At 46.2% G+C, this 20,313-nt stretch carries 12 protein-coding genes; 1 reads left to right on the top strand and 11 read right to left on the bottom strand.

Features of this window, described 5'->3' with window-relative positions; all coding sequences use genetic code 11:
* Window positions 1-22: 22 nt before the first annotated feature.
* The 5 genes from NST40_RS23340 to uxuA form a co-directional block, all read right to left on the bottom strand.
* Window positions 23-1,780, bottom strand: a complete 1,758-nt coding sequence (locus NST40_RS23340) for an S-layer homology domain-containing protein (RefSeq protein ID WP_076276790.1) — start codon at window positions 1,778-1,780, stop codon at window positions 23-25.
* An 80-nt stretch (window positions 1,781-1,860) separates the two neighbouring features.
* A complete protein-coding gene (locus tag NST40_RS23345) occupies window positions 1,861-6,942 on the bottom strand; it encodes a pectinesterase family protein (RefSeq protein ID WP_076276789.1) in 5,082 nt (1,693 codons plus the stop codon).
* 150 nt (window positions 6,943-7,092) lie between these two features.
* The gene (locus NST40_RS23350) at window positions 7,093-8,472 is read right to left on the bottom strand and encodes a sugar ABC transporter substrate-binding protein (protein ID WP_076128897.1); all 1,380 of its coding nucleotides are present in this window, start codon (window positions 8,470-8,472) and stop codon (window positions 7,093-7,095) included.
* A gap of 221 nt (window positions 8,473-8,693) precedes the next feature.
* On the bottom strand, window positions 8,694-10,304 hold the full coding sequence (locus tag NST40_RS23355; RefSeq protein WP_076276788.1) for a mannitol dehydrogenase family protein: 1,611 nt from the start codon (window positions 10,302-10,304) through the stop codon (window positions 8,694-8,696).
* Complete coding sequence (gene uxuA, locus NST40_RS23360) at window positions 10,305-11,381, bottom strand: mannonate dehydratase (RefSeq protein ID WP_076128893.1); 1,077 nt, start codon at window positions 11,379-11,381, stop codon at window positions 10,305-10,307.
* Window positions 11,382-11,588: 207 nt separating this feature from the next.
* Between uxuA and NST40_RS23365 the strand changes: the two genes are divergently transcribed.
* Window positions 11,589-12,242 carry a GntR family transcriptional regulator gene (locus tag NST40_RS23365; protein WP_076128891.1) on the top strand — a complete coding sequence of 218 codons (654 nt, stop codon included), beginning with the start codon at window positions 11,589-11,591 and terminating at the stop codon, window positions 12,240-12,242.
* A gap of 103 nt (window positions 12,243-12,345) precedes the next feature.
* Here the strand turns inward: NST40_RS23365 and NST40_RS23370 are convergent, their stop codons facing one another.
* The 6 genes from NST40_RS23370 to NST40_RS23395 form a co-directional block, all read right to left on the bottom strand.
* Window positions 12,346-13,035 (bottom strand): glycosyltransferase family 2 protein, encoded by a 690-nt coding sequence (locus tag NST40_RS23370; protein WP_342410047.1) that lies wholly within the window; start codon window positions 13,033-13,035, stop codon window positions 12,346-12,348.
* 37 nt (window positions 13,036-13,072) lie between these two features.
* Complete coding sequence (locus NST40_RS23375; protein ID WP_076276786.1) at window positions 13,073-15,295, bottom strand: MMPL family transporter; 2,223 nt, start codon at window positions 15,293-15,295, stop codon at window positions 13,073-13,075.
* A gap of 163 nt (window positions 15,296-15,458) precedes the next feature.
* Window positions 15,459-16,112: a response regulator transcription factor gene (locus NST40_RS23380; RefSeq protein ID WP_076218827.1), complete on the bottom strand. Its 654-nt coding sequence runs from the start codon at window positions 16,110-16,112 to the stop codon at window positions 15,459-15,461.
* A complete protein-coding gene (locus NST40_RS23385) occupies window positions 16,109-17,305 on the bottom strand; it encodes a sensor histidine kinase (RefSeq protein WP_076218828.1) in 1,197 nt (398 codons plus the stop codon). The genes NST40_RS23380 and NST40_RS23385 overlap by 4 nt, the downstream gene beginning before the upstream one ends.
* A gap of 229 nt (window positions 17,306-17,534) precedes the next feature.
* A complete protein-coding gene (gene ascB, locus NST40_RS23390; protein WP_076218829.1) occupies window positions 17,535-18,995 on the bottom strand; it encodes a 6-phospho-beta-glucosidase in 1,461 nt (486 codons plus the stop codon).
* 18 nt (window positions 18,996-19,013) lie between these two features.
* Complete coding sequence (locus tag NST40_RS23395; RefSeq protein ID WP_076128887.1) at window positions 19,014-20,312, bottom strand: PTS transporter subunit EIIC; 1,299 nt, start codon at window positions 20,310-20,312, stop codon at window positions 19,014-19,016.
* Window position 20,313 lies beyond the last annotated feature (1 nt).

Here is a 20,313-nt window from a genome sequence, read left to right on the forward strand (position 1 = left end):
GAATAGAAGTGCACGAATACTATCAGAGGTTATATATGTTGTACATTAACACAGCTGCTTCCGCTCGTGTCGTCGTAGACTTAGGCTCGATTTGGCGGCCATTCCCGTGAATCAAACCCGCTTTCACTAGACTTGCGACAGATTCAGACGCATAGGAAGAAATCTTCGCAACATCGCTGAACGGTTGAAGCACGGATGTATCTCCACCTGTAACCTGTTGACCTGACGCCTTCAAGGCTCTGGCGGTTAGGACCATCATGTCCTCACGGGTGATTGGCTCAAGCGGTTTGAACAAGTTGTCTCCTGAGCCTTCCGCAATGCCAAGTGCCCGAGCAATGCCAACGGCCTCGTAATAATAAGCTTGGGATGGGACGTCCGCGAAGGTATCTCCAGCTTTTCCGCTCAGTTCTAGCGTCCTAACGAGCAATACCAAAAAGTCGGCTCTAGTAACAGCTTGAGATGGGCGGAATTCTGTATCGGACACACCACTAATAATTCCCTTGGAAGCCATAACCTCGATCGGATTTTTAGCCCAAGCCACAGACTCAAGATCCTTAAAGGATTTATTCGTATAACCAATTGCATACATGCTGAAATGTGTAGTCTTAAAGCTGACGCGACCGGACTTCGCATCATATCTACCACTAGGAACCGAAGTAAGTTTCCCTTGACTGTCTACATACCACACAACGATATGCTCTGGATTAAGCAGCTCTTGTGCAGTAGGAACGTAGGGGATGCTGACTGTGACCGGAGCTTGGCGATTATCCCAGGTTATGGTCTTGCCACCCGACGTTAAAGTTAATTGTATGACGGGATGGTTGCCGATTTGGTTTTGCACGGACGGCTGCAAGGATTTAGGATCAACACTTGTGATATGAAGACTTATTTGTTCATTGGAGGTAACCCCAGCTTGCAGCATATTATCAGGGAGAGTGAGGTTAGCCAGTGGTGTTACAATTTCAATTTCCGCCTTTTTGACATCATTGGATATAGCCGAAGTTGGAATCGTCTGAACGTACTCTTTTGCCCCGGGCTTCGACTCGACTTCAATGATTACTTTTTTTACTCCTTTGTCGTTGGCGGTAGTTTGGTTAAGAGCTTTCTGCAGTGATTCTAGATCCACGGTTGATTGAACCGATTGTGCAGCTGCGTCATAACGAATCACCGGTTTGATCGTAGAACCGTTGACATTACTCGGAGTTGTAGGCTGGATCGAACTGCCGTTTCCTCCCGCTCCGTTATTACTATTGTTGCTGTTGTTTCCATTGTTACCGTTATTGCCGTTGTTTCCGTTGTTGTCATCGATACTAACAATATGCGCGATCGCCGATGCATCAGGGGTATAGTTAACCGCAGCCAGCTGCGAATCTACTAACTTCACACGGGATAGAACGATTTTGACATCGCCACTCTCAAGCGCTTTGAAAGTAACTGTGGCCAGTTTCAGATCTCCGTTCTTGCCAGATTTCTTCTCAAGCTCTGTATGCGCTAGCCGCACGCCGTTATTCGTCAATAGGGCGTCAATGTTGAAGCCGCCCTCGCCTGCTGTGTAACTCACGAACTCCAGCTTTGAGCGATCATAGGTCAGATTCAACTCGTACGCGTACAAATCCGTCATTAGGTTCGCTGCAATCTCAACAGTAAAGGTACTGTTGAGGGTAGGACTTTCTTTTGATAACACAGTTTGGAAGTTGGGTTCACTACTAGCCTGCGTTACCACAGGTCTCGCTAGAAAAAAGACAAGGAGCATAAGCATCGCGATTCTGAGTTTAGCCATTTCGATTCATCCACCCTTTCAATAGCAGATAGGAGAGAGCGCCGCTGCCGTTGAGTCAGCGCCCTCCAGATTTAGCAAACTTAATTTGAAGTGATTTTACGGGCCATTCCAGCCAGATCGACGATGTCGATCTGCTGGTCTTTATTCAGATCATACCTACTTACCTCACTCCACCCGTTATCACTTGAAGTGATGCCATATTTGGAGCTCAGAAGAAGAAGATCATCCATGCTGGCCTCGAGATTCATCGCTGTAGCGAGCTTTTGAAGTGCAGTAGACAAATCTTTAGCCGCTAGATTCACTTCCTCTTGTGTAGCATCGCTGTCGTTTAAGACAACGGTTGCGTTCGCAATGGCATCCTTAAAGATAGCAATAGCTGACTGCGAATATTGCCCCCAAAGTGTACCCATCGATGCCGACGCCAAAGTGCTGGCGGCTTCGTGAAGGATAGACTGGAGTGCTGTTCTAATGACATCTCCCGAACCTGTATCAGTCACAGTAATGTTAACCTGATAAGCAGTGCCTTCCACAGAAGATTCATTACCTTCGCCATCGCTCATAATAATGCGGGTCGCTTCTAATGAAGCAACCGTCGCTTCCGTTACATCTTTTGCAGTGAAGTGAAGTTGAAGAATTCTCGGCAAATCGCCGCTCATGCCAACCCCTGGGGTTGTGCTTGCCATGAGAATCCGTGTTTGTCCCTCATTATCAAAGGAATCGATGACACGAATTCCATCCAGCAAGGATTCCGCTGCCACGAACTGAATTTGCTCAGGATCGTAGTTCAGCGTCAAATCCAAGCCATATACATCACTTGTAACACGAGACATGCCATATACGACTTCAAAGGACTGCCCCTTCTCCACAGAGCCCGGTCCGGTTAAAAAACTTCCCGATCGAACAGTAACTTTGGCTTCGGCCTTTAACTCCGTGCCATAGACAGCGCCCGTAACTGTAAATCGCCCTTCTACCGCATATAACTCAGGGTTGATAGCTTCCCAAACGACAGGCACTTGCTTCACTGTTTCATCTGCATAAACAGCGCCTACAACTGTTGGCAAAATAGGAGCCACACCTACTGGTGTCTCAACATGAACTGGCAGAAGCGATTCGATTGGATTGTCGGAAGCGAGCTGGGTAGGATCCCAATCCTCTCTCCCGTTGATCGCACTCGTTGCGCTGAAAATACTGTGCAATGTATACGCTTCGGCTTCCGTGTCCGTTAATTGATGGGTCCAGTTCATTCTAGCCTGCGGATTTGCTCCCGGACCAAAGCTTTGATATTCACCGTAATATGCGGTTGCTTCGTTTTTTGAATTGCCGAAGTTGTTCCAGCCACTTGGAGCAATGTGATCTCCCATATAGCTGTTCAGATATACAGTCTTCGCATATGGACGCCATGGTCTTCCCAAATCAACAGCGGATATAGACGAAAGCAACGCTTCGCCGGTCACTTTGCTGTTCAGGAATACATAGCCATACTCCTGTCCCTCAGGAGTGGAAGCTGCCGTCACATGCCCAGCCAATCTGGAATGAATCTCGCTGTTATCAAAAACAGCAATACCCGGACCAAAGATAAAGTCTACCGAACCCGAGATGAAACAATCCTTGAAGTAGGAACGATAGGATTGAATGGTTGCATTATTGGCATAGTTGTTAGGATCCGCGTTATCGGTCAGATTGCGGGTTAACAGTGTATCCTGATAACCGATGATGTTGCAATTTTCGAAAAAAGCTTTATCCGCATATACGTCGACGGCAACGGATTGACCTGCTCCGGAACCCGAGGAATTAATGACCGTTAGATCCTTGGCATAGAAATCATGGCCTTTAATCATGAGCGTATAATCCGTATAAGTGCCCAAACCTAACGAGGTACCATCCGGGGCCGTTTTTTTCGGATTATCATCGTAGGTGAGAATCGTTCCATCCTTGCTCTCACCCATTAAAGAGATGTAAGGCTTGGTATCTGGAATAAGAACCTTCTCATAATACAAGCCGTTTTTCACAAAAATAATGATGCGATTGCGGTTCTGGTCCGGGACTGCATCGACAGCAGCTTGGATACTTTTATAATCCCCGCTTCCATCTGCGGCAACGACGATAACCTTCGCGTCTGGAGCGATATCAGACAGAACATATACATGAGCAGTAACCGGTAGGTCCGACCCTTGTACCGTACCCATAACCTTGAACCCGTCAATATTTGTATCCGCATACAAGTCTGGAGAGATGGGTTCCCAGGACACAGGCAGAGATTTGGTCATTTGATCATTGAAGATCGCCGTTACGTGATCTGGCAAACTCGGTGCGATGCCCTTCGCAGTTGTCGCGATGACAGGCCGATAACCGGTCATGCCAGCCGAAACCACTTCCACTTGAATTTCAGCTCTTGCTGAATATCCCGTTACTGTACCCTGTAAAGTGAATGCTCCTATCTGCTGATATTCAGACGCCGGAACTAAATCCCAGATTACCGGAGCATAACTTACCGCTCCATCCTCTCTCAAAATCGGCATCTGATTCGGCAGATTAGGCTTCGTGCCTAATGCGGTCGTTACCTGTAAGGACTTATAGCCAACAACTGTTTCTTGTCCTGTTATGGTGATTGGCATCAATCCGATAATCGCTGTTCCGTCATTCATCGTCGCTGCGACGATGACTTTACCATTGCTATTAGCGGTCAGTACTCCATTATCGTCGATTGTAGCCACATCTGTAGGGGTCAGATCACTATTATAGACAGCCCATGTAACCTGCGAAGTTTCTCCCGTAGTTTTGGTGGCACTAAAGGTTAAACGCCCTCCTTTATCGGAGATTGAATTCGTCGAACCTGAGTGTGTTAGCTGGATTCCATAACCGCTGGTAGCTTCCTCAGAAGCACTAATGTACAGATTATCCAAGTAAACTTGAGATGCCACTGTCGTATTATTATTAGGCCCTATAGATTTGAAGGTGCTAATATCCGCCATCGCCAGGGTTGAATCATAGAATGGCTGTTTGCTTAACACCTTCGTTCCGTTGTAATAAACATCCACAAGCTTGTTTGGAAAATCTACCACAGTCTTGACTGTAAACCACTTATCAAGCGGGATCGCAGGAATGATGATAGGAGATGTTTTTCCGTTGATGACATAACTTAATGCTCCCGAATTCTCAGTGTTTAACCAGACGGCTACTTTACCATTCGATCCGAGCAGCTGAAATACCCGATTATTCGAGGTAGGTTTGTTCGCATAAGTACCGTTCGGCACACCGTTCGTTAAGTTGGGAGGGGCCGGGAACTTCATATGCACTTCTGCCGATAAGGTTCCCGTCTGCGAACCAAAACCACGGGATACACTTACATAACCGCTATCCTGGTCATTAAGGAAAATACTGTTCGGATTCAAATCTCCGTCCGCCGCAATAGTGATCAGACCCGGGGCATAGCTCGAAGCACTCCAATATCCGCCCGGCGTATCCCCGGCTTTATATTCAGTGAAATCCTCGTGAACCGGGAAGGCTTTATCAGTTACGACCACACCATCCTGAACGATATTCGCACTGTTCGTAGCGCTAATTCCTTTGGGCAAGCTGCTATTGGTGAAAAAGATATTCTCCGTGTAGGCTAATTGAGCTTTAGCAAAAGCACAATTAATGAACTGCAAATTCTTCAAAGCGTTATCAGCTGTTGAAGTGGAGGCTGCCCCTGTCAACGAAATAATGTTATCCGTTCCAGAGATATCGTTGTTCCGCAGGTTGGTAAACCGGAAATTACTCATGTCCGGTGGGTAAATATCAGGAACAGGAAGCTTGTCATAGTTGGAATTCAGATCAATCTTGTTGATAAGCGAATCCCTCACTTGAATGTTCCGAATGTAGCCGCCCCGGGATGTGCTTGTTTTGATCTTAAAGCCCGGTGCCACAGTGTTCGACTTGACGTCGAGGGGAATCAGATTGCAGTCTTCCACGTAGATGTCGCTTATTCCGCCAGACATCTCGCTTCCGATAACGACCCCGCCGTGTCCACCACTAAAGGTATCTCCGCGATAATAAATAAATCTGGAGGGTCTGCCGATATCCCGGCCTTCTTGATTGATCCCGGATTTAATTGCACTGCCGTCGTCCCCGGTTTGAAAGGTAGAATTCAAAATGTAAACGCTCTCGGAAGAATTCGGATTAAAGCCGTCTCCATTATGTTGCGTGGTGTTAATATCGAGGTTATAGGCGGTGATGTCTTTGCTGTATACAGGTACTACGGTCCACATCATTCCATTGCGGATTTTCAATCCATCGATATAGACATTGTGTGCGTTATTAAAAGATAGCAGATGTCCACCACCGTAAGTTGTTCCAACTTCAACCTTGTCGTTATCGTATTCCTCACGCAGCTTCAAGCCGCTCTCCTCGTCACCAATTGTTCCGGGTCCAAGGAATGTAATATCAGTTACACTATAATCATCGTACTTGTCATGATCCATAACTCCGGCGTTAAATAAACTTTGATAAGCCTCGGGTTCCTCAATACTGTGTCTGGCCGTTACGAACGGCAAGAAGTCAGCCTTGTGTGAACTAGGCATCACTTGAGCCCCTGCATCTACAAATACAGTCATATTGCTGTGCAGGAACAATCCGCCAGTCACATACTTCCCGGGTGGAAAGTATAAAGTGTCTCCTGGAGTAACTGCGTCAATCGCGGTTTGAATTGCCACGGTATCCAATGTGTTGCCATCTCCGGATGCTCCATAATCCTTAACATTAAACCTGATGCCCGTCTTTTTAGTTGTGATTTGGACCGTATTGCTATCTAAAGATTCGTTGCCAGATGTATCCTGGGCTCGTACCGTGTAGGTATATGTCCTCTCTGGAGTTAATCCTAAAAACTTATAGTAAGTTTTGTCCGTCGAACCAACCCGGGTTCCATCACTGTCATAAATATTGTACTTAGTAATGTTGGAATAAAATAGAGGTTTCTCCCATGCTAACACTACGGTTGTATCCGTATTAGAGGCAGGTGCCATTCGTAAATCCGTCGGGGAGTAAATATTAGCCGATAAGGAATCATTAATGTTCGCAGCGGCATAAGCCGTGTTGGTTTCTCCGGCAAAGGCGATTTCAGGTACGATCGGGATGAGCAATAAAGCGCATAATGCAATAAGGACACTCTTAATTCTTTTCATAACTTACCTCCTGTTCATTTGCAGGTGATGAAAACGCTGTCAATTAGTGGCATTAATCATTAGGGAGTTGTCATTCAAAAGACAGGCGGCCCAAGTATCATCAAGAGCCCGCCTGCTGAGATTATTTATTGTTCGGGGATATTAACTGTTTTATTTCGAAGAGTCAAAACTTGCTTTTTCTTTTTCAAGCTGCTTTGCCCATTCATCCAATAGTTCTTTGGCACTCATCTTTTTGGCCATTACCTTCTGGATCATAGGCTCCATATTCGTCTGAACCTTGTTATAGCCCGGCAGATAAACGGGATTATCGGTAAACTTCGTGTCCGGTGAGCTCATCAGGTCTGCGCCCGTCTTCACGTAAGGCACGTTTACAATCCAATCAGCATCCAATGCATCAAGATAAGTCGGAATTTCGCCATAGAGCTCTCCGTACTCACTATCATTGTGCGTTACGAAATACGTCATGAATTCCCATGCTGCTTCCTTATTCTCGGAGTTCTTTGTCATCATCATCACCGATGGTGTAACGCCGGGGTGAACGCGATAGCCTTTGGCACCCATAGGGAATGGAACAGCTGTAAACTTGGTTAAATCGTCATTGAATGCTTTACTGTGAGCGCTTGCGGAACCAAGGTTATGGAAAATCATACCTACCTTGCCGGACTGGAACGAAGCAGCCAATTCCGTCCAACCTTTGTTCAAGTCATCTTCAGGTGTATTGACATTATAACCGCTCAAGTATTTCTCCAGAAACTCTACATTCAGTGGATCGTTGATCGTGGCTTTGCCTTCTGGCGTGAAATAGTTCGTAATTCCCGAGTATGAGTACATAAGATATTCCAGCGAGGTAGCACTTCCGGCTCCACCCCGTATAGAGTATCCGTAACGATCCTTGGACTTGTCAGTCAACTTCTGTGCGTTGTCAAAGAATTGATCCCATGTGTCCGGATTCGGTAGATTTGATTCCTTCAGCCAATCCGAACGAATCCATTCCATCCAAGGCAGAACGCCATAAGGCAATCCATATAACTTCTTGTCAACCGGATCCGCTGCTCTCATTGAGGTAACCGAACCCGTTGTGATCTTGTCCTTTCCTTCCCAGCTATCGAAATAAGAATCGATTGGCTCAAGCACATCGCGTGCAATAAAGTCGGACGTAAAGTTATTGATCAGGTCCGGCCCTTGTCCAGCAGCAATAGCGACATTCAGCTTTTGTATATAACCGTTCAAATCTCCAGGCACGCCCAAGTATTCGATTTTAATATTCGGATGCTCAGCCATGAACTCCTTCGTAACTTTTTGCCAGAATACATCACGGTCCGGCGTAGTAGCCGCAGCCCAGAACGTAAGCGTTGTCTTCTTGCCGGAATCTTTCGTTTCAGTACCACTGTCGCTAGTCGAGCTGCTTGGCTGGGGACTGGCATTCGACGAGTTGTTGTTATTGTTACTGCTTCCGCAACCACTTAACACGCCTCCAGCCAACATGACCGAAGCCATGACAAGTGCCCAGCTTTTTTTTCTTTTGAACATGGTGTTGAACCCCCTCAAAATTCGTCGCTCAGTTGACGAACACCGGTTATTCGTCATGTGTTTAGTTTAACTTTCGTCCTTCTCATTTTACATAAGATTCTTTTCACACTTTGTTTGGATTTTTTAAAATCATACAAAAAAAAGCCCCGATTGATTGCCTCGGGACTTTTTTCGCTTTATTTTCTTCTATATTAATTCAAATCTACTTAACTGCCTAGCCTTCACTTTAAATAGTGCTCTAATGTTCTCCGTACCGCTCCTGGGCCTGCCATCATTTCCTGGAACATAATCTCAATCTTATCACCTAGACCAATCTCGTACAACGGAACCCCAAAAAGTCGCTCATCTTCAAGAATGGGGCGCACACTTGCGGTTTGGTCTCCAAGCGAAACTCCCTGCAGGTAACCTTGCAGTGTTTCTAGTAACGGATCTGAACTCAATGTGAAGACCTCTCCAGCATCATTCACTCCAAGTAAGTAACGACACCACACAGCGATAGCCAGTGGAATCGCCGTTAGCTGCGCTGGATCGAGCTCCTCCCGTCGAATATAGGATTTAATAGTTTCACCGAACCGTATACCCACCTTCTGCGAAGTATCTGTAGCAATCCGCTGCGGAGTATCGGGGATAAATGGATTGGCAAAACGCTCCGTAAGGACTTCGTCCAGGAACTGCTTTGGACTGAGAATCCCCGGGTCCACTACGACGGGCAGGCCTTCTTTGTAACCGATTATCTCCACAAACCTCCGCAAAGTATCGTCCTTCATCTCATCCGCGATCAAGGTGTAGCCAAGCAGACAACCGGAAACAGCAAGCGCCGTATGCAGCGGATTAAGGCAGGTCGTTACTTTCATCGTCTCCACCTTGTTGACTGTCTCCCGGTCCGTAAGAATAATTCCGGCTTCCTCTAGTGGTGGACGTCCGTTCGTAAAGTTATCCTCCACTACAAGATATTCGCTGATCTCAGCATTTACGAAAGGAGCGGTATATGTGTTTTTGGAGGTAATGATCACATCCATATCACCAATTCCCTGTTCCAGAAGCGCTGCCTGTACACTCTCCGAAGGACGTGGTGTGATTTTATCGATCATGGACAATGGAAAGGTTATTACTCGTTCATCTTCCAGATAACGCACGAAGTCTTCTATAACAAGTCCTCTTTGGGCCCATTCCTTAGCGATGGACACAACACCGTTCTTCAGCTTGTCGCCATTGTGTGAGCAGTTGTCCATGCTGACAAAGGTCATCGGATATTGGCCTTTCAGATATCTTCGATAAGCAAGCGAAGCTACAATGCTCATGACATGAACAGGATGCTCCGGTCCGCTCTCAATATCCTTTTCCACAATGCCAAAATATTTATCGTACGGATCCGTCAACGAGTAACCCTTCTCCGTGATGGTGAAACTAGCCATTTGCAGGCTGGGATTCTCGAACACCTCGATCAATCGACGGTACTCCGCTTCGCGGTTTTTGTCCGCTGCGATTCCCTCCACAATACTACTGACTACTCTTTTGTGGAAATCACCACGAGCATTCATCAGTACTAAAAGGGTCAGATTGTCGTAGGGCTTGTAGACTTTATCAATCATTTCGAAATCAAAGGTTTCCACCGCAATAATACCTGTATCCGACTTTCTGCTATCCAGCAGCTTCTGATGAGCATTTGCCACGAATCCTCTGAAAATATTACCTGCACCGAAATGAATCCATTCCGGTTTAAGCTGTGTATTGTTTGCTACCTGCTCATAGTCGAACTGTGGAAGCTCCACACCAGCAGCTTTCCAAGCTGCTTTTTCCCCTTGGATACTGCTTCTGGTCAGATGCAGCATTTATTTTGCCTCCTTGACATTATCCAAGCTATCCCAAACACCAAGCAAATACATGATGCCCATAGCTCTATCATACAAGCCATAACCCGGTCGGCAGTTCTTCTCTTCCCCCCACAGATGCCGCCCGTGATCCGGACGTACATAACCAATGTATCCGTTCTCATGATAGGCTTTGACCACCTCGGCCACATCAACACTTCCGTCACGCCCACGGTGCGACACCTCAATGAAATCACCGTTCTCAAATACCTTCACATTGCGGATATGGGCAAAATGAATACGATCATGGAACTCGCGGATCATCGCTGGCAGATCGTTATCCGGATTCGTGCCGAGTGACCCTGTGCAGAACGTCAAACCGTTGTACGGGCTGTCCACTAAATCCAAGAAGCGGCGGATCATATCCCGATTGCGGATAATACGCGGCAGTCCAAAGATCGGCCAAGCCGGATCATCCGGATGGATAGCCATCTTGATGTCCACTTCCTCGCATACTGGAATAATGCGTTCCAGGAAATACTGGAGGTTGTCGAACAGTTTATCTTCCGTCACATCCGCATAAGCCGCAAACAGCTCATCCAGCTTTGCCAGCCGCTCCGGCTCCCAGCCCGGCATCGTAAACTTTCCAGCTCCCTTCAGAATCCGGTCCACCATCTCACGCGGATTATCGGTAATGGCAGCCTTTTCATAAAAGAGAGCATTCGAGCCATCAGGCAACTCTTTATACAGCTCTGTGCGGGTCCAATCGAAAACAGGCATAAAATTATAGCAGATCACCTTAACGCCAACCTTGGCGAGTTTACGAATGGTGTCGATATAAATATCGATATATTTATCACGGGTCGGCAAGCCGATTTTGATATCATCATGAACGTTGACGCTTTCTACTACAGCCGTGCTGAAACCCTTGCTGGTGATTTGGTCCGCCACTTCTTGGATCCGTTCCATTTCCCACACTTCTCCGGCTACTTTCTCATGCAAAGACCAGACAATCCCCATAACACCCGGAATCTGCCGAATATGATCCAGCGTGATATTGTCATTGCCCTCGCCATACCATCTCCACGTCATGTTCATTGATAAACCCTCCTGTGAATTCGTTTTCAACTATCTTGTATACAAGATTTACTTGATCATAGAATAAGAACAATTCTTTGTCAATCACAATTTTATCCTGAAATCAAGGAATATCCACCCTATTTTCATCCCAATGATTTTAATGAACGAACTTATCATGTATACTAGTACTGTATCTGTCATCAACAATTGAAAGCAGGAACAGAAATGTCAATTAAAGCTGAAATTCTAAACACACTGAAGCAAGAAATCCTCACGCTGGCGTTAAAGCCAGGCACCATTCTGAGTGAAACAGCCTTGTCTGAGCGGTTTCAGATTTCACGTACGCCGTTGCGTGATGTTCTCAAACAGCTTGCACTGGAATCTTATACCGATATCTATCCGAAAAAAGGTAATATTGTCTCCTTTATTGATCTTGAATCTGTTGAACAAATCACATACTTGCGTTGCACACTGGAAAAGGAGATCCTCAAGGATCTTTCTGCACAGCTTTTACTACCAGGAGTGCACGAGCTTAAAGAAATTCTTAAGAAACAGAAAGAGGTCATCGGGCAGGAGAATGCTGTAGATTCTTTCCTTAATTTAGACGACGAGTTTCACCGGGCCTTGTACAGGCTTGCTGGACGTGAGTATCTGTGGACTCTGATCCAGCAGTCGAATGTACATTATCTCAGGTACCGCAGACTGCACATGCTTAAGACCGACAAGCTGGAAGAAATCTGGAACGAACACCAATCCATTCTTGAGCTTATGGTGCAAAAAGAAACCGCCAAAATCGGCCCGCTAATCCACCACCATCTCCGGGAAGATATTCATTCACTGGATTTTCAGGAGAATTTCTCGGAATATTTAAAGAAATAGTCAGCTAAAAGGCAGCTTACTGCCTTAAAACAAACAAAGAGACATCGTATGGAATTCTCCGTGATGTCTCTTGTTCAATTTACATAACGTTCTCTAAATCCAATTATCTCTTAATCCGATACAGAATGACTCTCTTTTTGAGCCAACCAATCAATATGGCATCCATGAAACCCATACCGCCACGATTGATTTCCCCATATTTAGAGTTTCCGTGTTTCCTCGCTTGATGGGTTACCGTAACTTCAATAACTGAAAAGCCGTTCATCTTAGCCACCGTGGGCAAAAAGCGGTGCATTCCATTATATAAATAGAAACTGTCAGCTACCTCCCTTTTGAAGAGCTTCATAGGACAGCCTATATCATAAATTGAACCTCCAATAATCCAATTACGGATTTTTTTCGCGAAACCTGAAGAAACTTTCTTAAACCACGTATCTTTATGATCTGCCCATTTTCCATTTACAAAATCTCTTTTCTTGATGAAAGGCATTAATCTAAAGATGTTCCGTGGATCTGTCTGTAGCGCTGCATCCATAAGGGCGATCAGTTCGCCCTGGGAATTTTTCATCCCCGCCCAAATGGCTGCCGTTTGCCCGTAGTTTTTTTCAAAATGAATGACCTTTACCGCTTGATCCATCTGTGCGATTTCATTTAACAGCACGGCACTACGATCCCTACTTCCATCATTCACCAGTACGATTTCGTAATGCTCAATTCTCCCTCTTAATGCTTCAGTAATACTTAAGTAAAGATCGTATATATTTTCCTCTTCATTAAAAATAGGTACGACCACGGAAAGGTGAGTCATCGAGCAACACCTCACTATCCACTTATTTTAGGAGTTCAGTAGAGAGGTTGGTTTTAGGATCCCTCACTAGTCTTAATTGTTTTTTCTCAACCGCCTTCATCACTTCCTCACCTTCTACATCCAGGTTAGGAAGCAAGCGATCGAGCCACTTCGGCAAATACCACGCTGATTTTCCCAGCAAAGTCATTACACCGGGAACGATGAGCATCCGGACAACAAAAGCATCGAACAAAACCCCAAAGAGAAGTGCAAAGCTCATCACCCTGATGTTCGGATCTTCTGCCAGCATGAATCCCGTGAAAACAGAGATCATGATCAGTCCTGCAGCTGTAACTACCCCGCCGCTGTGATGAATACCGGCCAGAACGGACTTTTTGGCATCCCCACTTTTCTTAAATTCTTCCCGCATTCTACTGACGAGGAAAACTTCGTAGTCCATGGCAAGTCCGAACAAAATGCCGACGACCATGATTGGGAGAAAATTGAGTATGGGAGCTTGCCCATTAAAATGGAACACATTTTGCAAATGTCCATCCTGTATGACGAAGGTAATGAAACCTAATGTAGCCCCCAAAGAAAGAATAAATCCCAGGACCGCTTTGATGGGAACCAGGATGGACCGGAATACCATCACTAGAAGAACAAAAGCCAAGCCAACGATGATGATACAGAATTCAGGCAGCGCCTCGTTCAGCTTCTGAGAGATATCGATATTTACGGCTGTGCTCCCGGTTACTTTCAGTTTCACATGATTTTGACTCTCGATTTCTGCTGCTTGACTGCGAATTTGTTTAACCAGATCTACCGTTTTATTATCTGCAGGACCGGTAGCCGGAATCACATGAATCAAAGAAATCTTTCCGGAAGGACCAGGAACAGCAGGAGCAATCGTACCAATGTTAGGATAGGTTCTAAGTTGTTCCAGCGCCCCAGACAGATTGGCTGCAGCATCTTGTCCACCATCAGTTTCGGCTAGGATAACGAGCGGACTATGATACCCAACACCGTATGCCTCTGTCATCAGATCGTATGCCCGCCGCTCAGTTAATTCCGGCGATTTTTGCGCATCATCCATGGTGCCTGTCTCCATGTTGAAGAAAGGTATTGCAATAGTGCCCAGCAATGCTACACCAAGGATCACAGCCAACCATGGGCGCCCGGTAACAAAACTCCCCCATAAATTACCTCGAGTCTCGTTCTTTTTGTTGCGGGTTGAACCTTTGGATCTTTTTTTCGATTTGGCTTTGATCAAGCCTCCCATCGCTTCGAGGATAGCAGGAACCATAAAAATAGCGATGAGAACAGCCACGAAAATGCAAAGCGCAGCGGCTAAACCCATTGCGGTAAGAAAAGGAATACCAATCACCGACATTCCCGCAAGACCGATAATAACCGTTATGCCTGCAAAGACAACCGCACTCCCTGCCGTGCCGTTCGCAATCGCAATTGCTTCTTTTCTCTCATAACCTTCGGCAAGCTGTTGCCGATATCTTGAGATAATAAACAACGCGTAATCGATCCCCACTGCCAGACCAATCATGCTGGCCAGGGATAGAGCAAAAGAAGGGGTGTCGAAGAAATTCGAGCCGATGATGATCAACATCACGCCGGTACCAAGACCAATGACTGCCGTAAGAATCGGTAAGATCCCCGTCAGAACAGATCCAAAAGCAACGGTGAGAACAAGAAGCGCAATGAGCACCCCTATCCCTTCTGTAACGCCGCCGATCTCCATTTTCACATAACCAGAGCCAGTTAATTCAGCTTGTAAGCCGGCATCACGCAAAATACCTGCCACATCAAGCACACGTTCCTTTGATGTTTCTGTAACATCACTACCTGGAGTATTGTATGAGATGGTGGCATAGCCAATTTTGCCATCTGCACTTACCGAATGATTGTCATAAGGACTTACTACTGCTGTGACCGCCGGATCCTTAGCCACTTCCTCTAACTGTGCACCAATTAATTGCTTAGTTGTGTCTGAGGATAAGGTTTCATCCGTTAGTGATTTCATCACCAACTGAATTTTGCCGCTGTTATCCACAATGGAGGGAAATTCCTGATACATCTGTTCCATCGTTTTTATGGACTCCAGTCCAGGGATAGTAGTTCCCTCATGAAGCTTAGGCCCCATCGAAAGAGCTACGATTGCCGAGATCAGCAGGATGGCAATGCTTCCTAGAATGACTTTAACGCGGTTGCTCGCCGACCAGAACCCAAGCCGGTACAATAATTTGGCCATTTCAGTATCGTCTCCTCTATACTAATGTTTTTCTCTATGCCTTTATCTTATAGAAGAGAAGTCTTGCTAACATCGTCCAAAGGGGCGGACACGCACTGCCCTTTCGGGCAGCCCATTAGTCCGCAAAAAAAACATGCGAAAGATTTCTTTCGCATGTTCAAAATTACATATGTAAAATCCCCCGTTCCAAAGCGGCCGCCACTGCCTGCGATCGCGAATCTACCCCTAGCTTGTTGTAAACATTCGTCAGATGAGCTTTTACAGTACGTTCTGAGATTCCCAAATCAAAGGCGATTTCTTTACTTTTGAAGCCCTGCGCTACACTTTGCAGAATTTGAGTTTCTTTATCGGATAACAAGGATACTTCTTTATGAATCGGAGCCGAAGCCTTCTGCTGCTCGCGAGCAGAAATCACTCTCTCCATGATTTCTGCTGAGAGCAAGGTTTCTCCTCTTATCGCCGATTCAATATTCCTGAACAAATTTTCCCGGTTCGTATCCTTTAATAAGTAACCTCTCGCACCCAAGGCCAGTCCATTAATCATTAATTCATCTTCGTTGTAAGTCGTCAAAATAATAACTGGAACGGAGTTGTTCTTCTCCCTCAATACCTTCATGGCTTCCAGTCCGCTCATGACCGGCATATTCAAATCCATCAGGATCACATCCGGTCGCACTTCATCTATAAGGGTTATAGCTTCCTGCCCGTTTACCGCTTCTCCAACAATTTGAAACTGTTCATCCGTCTCCAGGATCAGCTTCAAGCCTTCCCGAACAACAAAATGATCATCTACGATCAGAATTTTCACTTGCGTCATGTAGGGTCTCCCTCACTAAATGATGTCTCAACCTGAATGCTTGTTCCAGCCGAACTGCTGCGCACCTTCAATTCTCCTCCAATCAGCCTTACCCGCTCCTGAATCCCGAGTAAACCGTAGTGTCCGGCATCCTTGCCGATGGCGTCTGTGTTAAATCCCAAACCATTGTCTCTGATTTCTATAAAAAGCCGCTCATTTTGATCGGACAGGGTAATCCACACCTTGTCAGCCCGGGCATGACGGGCGATATTGGTCAGACCTTCTTTTATAATGTGTAAACTATGTTCCATCATTACTCTAGACAACCGTCTGGTAAGCTTAAAATCCATGGTTACAACGATACCTGTAGCTTCACCGAAATGCTGTGTTTCATAATCGACCGCTTCCCTAAAATCAATCTCTGAAGCTGATTTCGCCCGCAAATTGTCAATTGCTCTACGAGCTTCGGCTAAGGTTGTGCGAGCCTGCTTCATAGACTGTCTGACAATTTCTTGAGAACGCTCTGTGTTACCCTTGGTCATATGGGCATCCGCGGCTTCGAGCTGCATAATTAATCCAGCCACTCCCTGCGCCAACGTATCATGCAGATCCCGAGCCATTCGTTGGCGTTCATTAGCCAGTGTCAGCTCCTCTACCTTTTTATGGGCCTCTTTTAGATCATGCAAAAAATTCTGAATTCTGAGACGCTCGCGAACCTGTTGAAAAAACAATAATGTATACGCTAAAACGATCACAAGCATCAGAACAAATAATGGCATAAATACGATCAATTCATCGGTATCGCCCACAGTAAGCGATGAATCAAAAAACAAAATTATACTAATAAGGGCAACGAAGACGATTCTTTTTATCCGAAATGAAAAACCAAGGCTTTGGGCAATCAGGACCGGAAGCAATCCCATCAACACTGCTTGGTACCCCTGCGGCATCAAAATCGCACAAAGATAAATTAAAATTGCTTGTGCCGAAAAATAAAACCAAAATTGCTTATTAGTGATTCGATAGGAGTTCCAGTGCAGCAAAATATGGACCGTGAATAAGCCTGTAAATATAGAACTGGATAATATTTGAGGGTCCTTAAGAAACTGCAGCAACATAGTTCCAATATATACAATGGATACCCAAATCAAAAGCGGCAATCTGGACGCAAACAATTCATCGATGAACAATAGTCCGGCTTTTCTTTCTTTCACTTGGCTGACCCTCCTTCTCCTCTATTATAAAGATTTAACCTACATGTTGGTAATGTACGAAAGTACATGTACGTTTGGGCAATCGAGATCGCCTTGTCTGTAATGCCTTCCCGGATAAAACTTCGTTATAAGAAGAAGCACACACGATCTCTATTCCCTATTAAAAAAACAAAAAAACCTTGATTTCTCAAGGTTTTCGTAAAAAATGGACAAGAACTATAACCCCGCACTAATAGCTTAAATCTGCACCGTTAGAGGTTATGACCTTTTTGTACCAGTAAAAGCTGTCCTTACGCAGACGCAGCAGCGTTCCATTGCCTGCATCATCCTGATCAACATAAATGAAGCCGTACCGCTTGCGCATCTCTGAGGTGGAAGCCGAGATCAGATCAATACAGCCCCAGCTGGTGTAGCCCATCAGCTCCACGCCATCGGCAATGGCTTCCGCCATCTGCTCAATATGCTGTGCCAGATACTCTATCCGGTAGGGATCACGGATCGTGCCATCCAGTTCGAGCACATCTGCAGCACCCAGACCATTCTCTACTACGAACAAAGGAAGCTGGTAGCGGTCATGCATCTCCTTGAGCACAAACCGCAGCCCCTTTGGATCGATCTGCCAGCCCCAATCGGAAGTTTTCAGGAAGGGATTCTTCAGCCCTGTGGACAGGTTACCTTCCGTGGTGGCCGTGATACTCTCATCTACACTGACTACTGAGGACATGTAATAACTAAAGGAAAGAAAATCCACAAGATTGTCCCGCAGCAAAGCTTCGTCTCCCGGCAACATGGTTATTGTCACTCCATGCTGCTCCAAATGCCGGCGGATATAAGAAGGATAATAGCCTCTAACCTGAACATCGGAGCAGAACATTGCCATTTGGTTCTCAGCTTGTGCTTTCAGCACATCACCGGGATGACAGGAATATGGGTAGAGCAGCTTGCGGGCCAGCATGCAGCCGATCTGGAACTGCGGATTGATCTCCCGGCCCCGCTTAATCGCAAGCGCACTGGCTACGAACTGGTGATGCAAAGCCTGAAAAGCAATCTGCTTCTCATTTGACTTGCCATCCAAAATAATCCCTGCGCCCAGAAACGGCGCTTTGAGTGTACAGTTGATTTCGTTGAAAGTCAGCCAATACTTCACCTTATCCCGGTAACGGGTGAACACAGTCTCCGCATAACGGACGAACAGCTCCACCAGTTCTCTGGATTCCCAGCCGTTGTATTTGGTGACTAGGTGCACCGGCATTTCATAATGGGAAATGGTGACCAGCGGCTCGATATTATATTTGCGCAACTCATCAAAAACATCGTCGTAGAAACGCAGTCCTGCCTCGTTAGGTACCTGCTCATCGCCATTCGGATAAATACGAGGCCAGGAGATGGACATACGGAATACCTTAAAACCCATCTCAGCGAACAAGGCGATATCTTCTTTGTAGCGGTGGTAGAAATCAATCCCTCTGCGTTTGGGGTAATTCCCCAGATTATCATCCTGTACGGCCTCTTCTAGCTGTGGACCGGACATGGACAATAGCTGTTCCAGGCTCTGCCGTTCCTTAGGAGGACAATATTTGACTACGTCAGCAGTGGACAAACCCTTGCCGCCCTCATTATACGCGCCTTCGACCTGATTGGCGGCTACCGCACCGCCCCACAGGAAGTTTTCCGGAAATGGATAAGTCATCGGTTGAGCCTCCTTTTATTAATGGGTGGCAGCGGTTGCTGCCGCTTTAGCTTCAGCCTGCTGCTCTTGCTCCAGCGCTTCGGCATCGGCTTTTTTGAAGAATGGATAGTAGATCATGAAGCTTGCGCCAATCATAACCAGCTGGAACGCACTTACGCGCCAGCCCCCGTTCATCCAGCCATTGACCAGCACCGGAATGCCCAGCGGTACCTGAATCCCATGCAGCACAGGAAGGATACCCAGCGTCGTCAGAAGAATCGCCAGACCACTACTCACCAGCGGAGTCAGGATAAATGGAATCATAAACCGAACATTCAGCACCAATGGCATCCCGAAAATCACCGGCTCATTGACACCGATCAGACTTGGGATAATTGCCAGTTTACCAAGTGTCTTATAACGTGTAGATTTGGCAAACAGCATCGCAATAATGAGACCTAACGTTGCCCCTGCACCACCGATCAGTACATAAACCGGGAAGAACGGCGAACCAATGATATGCGTACCTTCCACACCTCTTTGGTAAGCGTCCAGATTCTCAAGTCCCAAAGCCACCCAAATCGGGCCGACAACGGAATAGACTACCAAGGTGCCGTGAACTCCAAAGAACCACAGCAGGTGAATTACGAAGATGCAGATCAGCATCGCCCACCAGGTACCCCCCAGACTAGTCAGTGGCAGCTGGATGATCGAGAAGACAAACTCGTGCATATTGCCATATTTCGTTGCGGCGAAAATCGCCGTCAGCACCAGCATCAGAACCGCTACGATAAAACCAGGCGTAAGCGCGGCAAAAGATTTCTCAACCGTGGGCGGAACACCCTTCGGCATTTTGATATAGAATTTCTTTTCCAATACAAAGGTATAGATCTTACCTACCAGCAGTGCCAGGATGATTGCCACGAACAATCCTTTGGCACCCAACCAGGAGTAACCAAATGCTTTGGTCACGCCATCATCCAGCAGTCCTTTTGGTGTAACTAGCAAGAAACTCATCAGCGCCAAAATCCCTGCCGAAAAGCCTTGCTGCTTATGTTGGGTAGCGAAATTGTAAGCGATGGAGAACACCGCGTAGAGTGCGATCAAATCGGTGGTTACAGTTGCCGGAATCGAAGTATAAGTTTTGAGTCCAGTGCTTTCCAGGAAATTCTGATAAGGATCAAGCTTGAGTGCATTAATCAGGGAAAAAATAGCGCCCAGAATCAAAATTGGCATCAAGGCCATCAGACCGTTGGAAATAGCGCTGATATAGGTGTTTTTTTGGATTTTCGTGCTGACTTTCTGGATCTTGGCTCTCCATTCTGCGCCGCCTGCCATG

The organism is Paenibacillus sp. FSL R10-2778, assembly GCF_038593035.1.
In the GTDB taxonomy this organism is placed as follows: Bacteria; Bacillota; Bacilli; order Paenibacillales; family Paenibacillaceae; genus Paenibacillus_AQ; species Paenibacillus_AQ odorifer.

Bases quoted from the DNA above. Each gene is read 5' to 3' on its own strand.
- NST40_RS23380 (WP_076218827.1), bottom strand. From the start codon at position 16,112: ATGACGCAAGTGAAAATTCTGATCGTAGATGATCATTTTGTTGTTCGG.
- NST40_RS23350 (WP_076128897.1), bottom strand. From the start codon at position 8,472: ATGTTCAAAAGAAAAAAAAGCTGGGCACTTGTCATGGCTTCGGTCATG.
- NST40_RS23395 (WP_076128887.1), bottom strand. From the start codon at position 20,312: ATGGCAGGCGGCGCAGAATGGAGAGCCAAGATCCAGAAAGTCAGCACG.
- ascB (WP_076218829.1), bottom strand. From the start codon at position 18,995: ATGACTTATCCATTTCCGGAAAACTTCCTGTGGGGCGGTGCGGTAGCC.
- uxuA (WP_076128893.1), bottom strand. From the start codon at position 11,381: ATGAACATGACGTGGAGATGGTATGGCGAGGGCAATGACAATATCACG.
- NST40_RS23345 (WP_076276789.1), bottom strand. From the start codon at position 6,942: ATGAAAAGAATTAAGAGTGTCCTTATTGCATTATGCGCTTTATTGCTC.
- NST40_RS23375 (WP_076276786.1), bottom strand. From the start codon at position 15,295: ATGGCCAAATTATTGTACCGGCTTGGGTTCTGGTCGGCGAGCAACCGC.
- NST40_RS23355 (WP_076276788.1), bottom strand. From the start codon at position 10,304: ATGCTGCATCTGACCAGAAGCAGTATCCAAGGGGAAAAAGCAGCTTGG.
- NST40_RS23340 (WP_076276790.1), bottom strand. From the start codon at position 1,780: ATGGCTAAACTCAGAATCGCGATGCTTATGCTCCTTGTCTTTTTTCTA.
- NST40_RS23365 (WP_076128891.1), top strand. From the start codon at position 11,589: ATGTCAATTAAAGCTGAAATTCTAAACACACTGAAGCAAGAAATCCTC.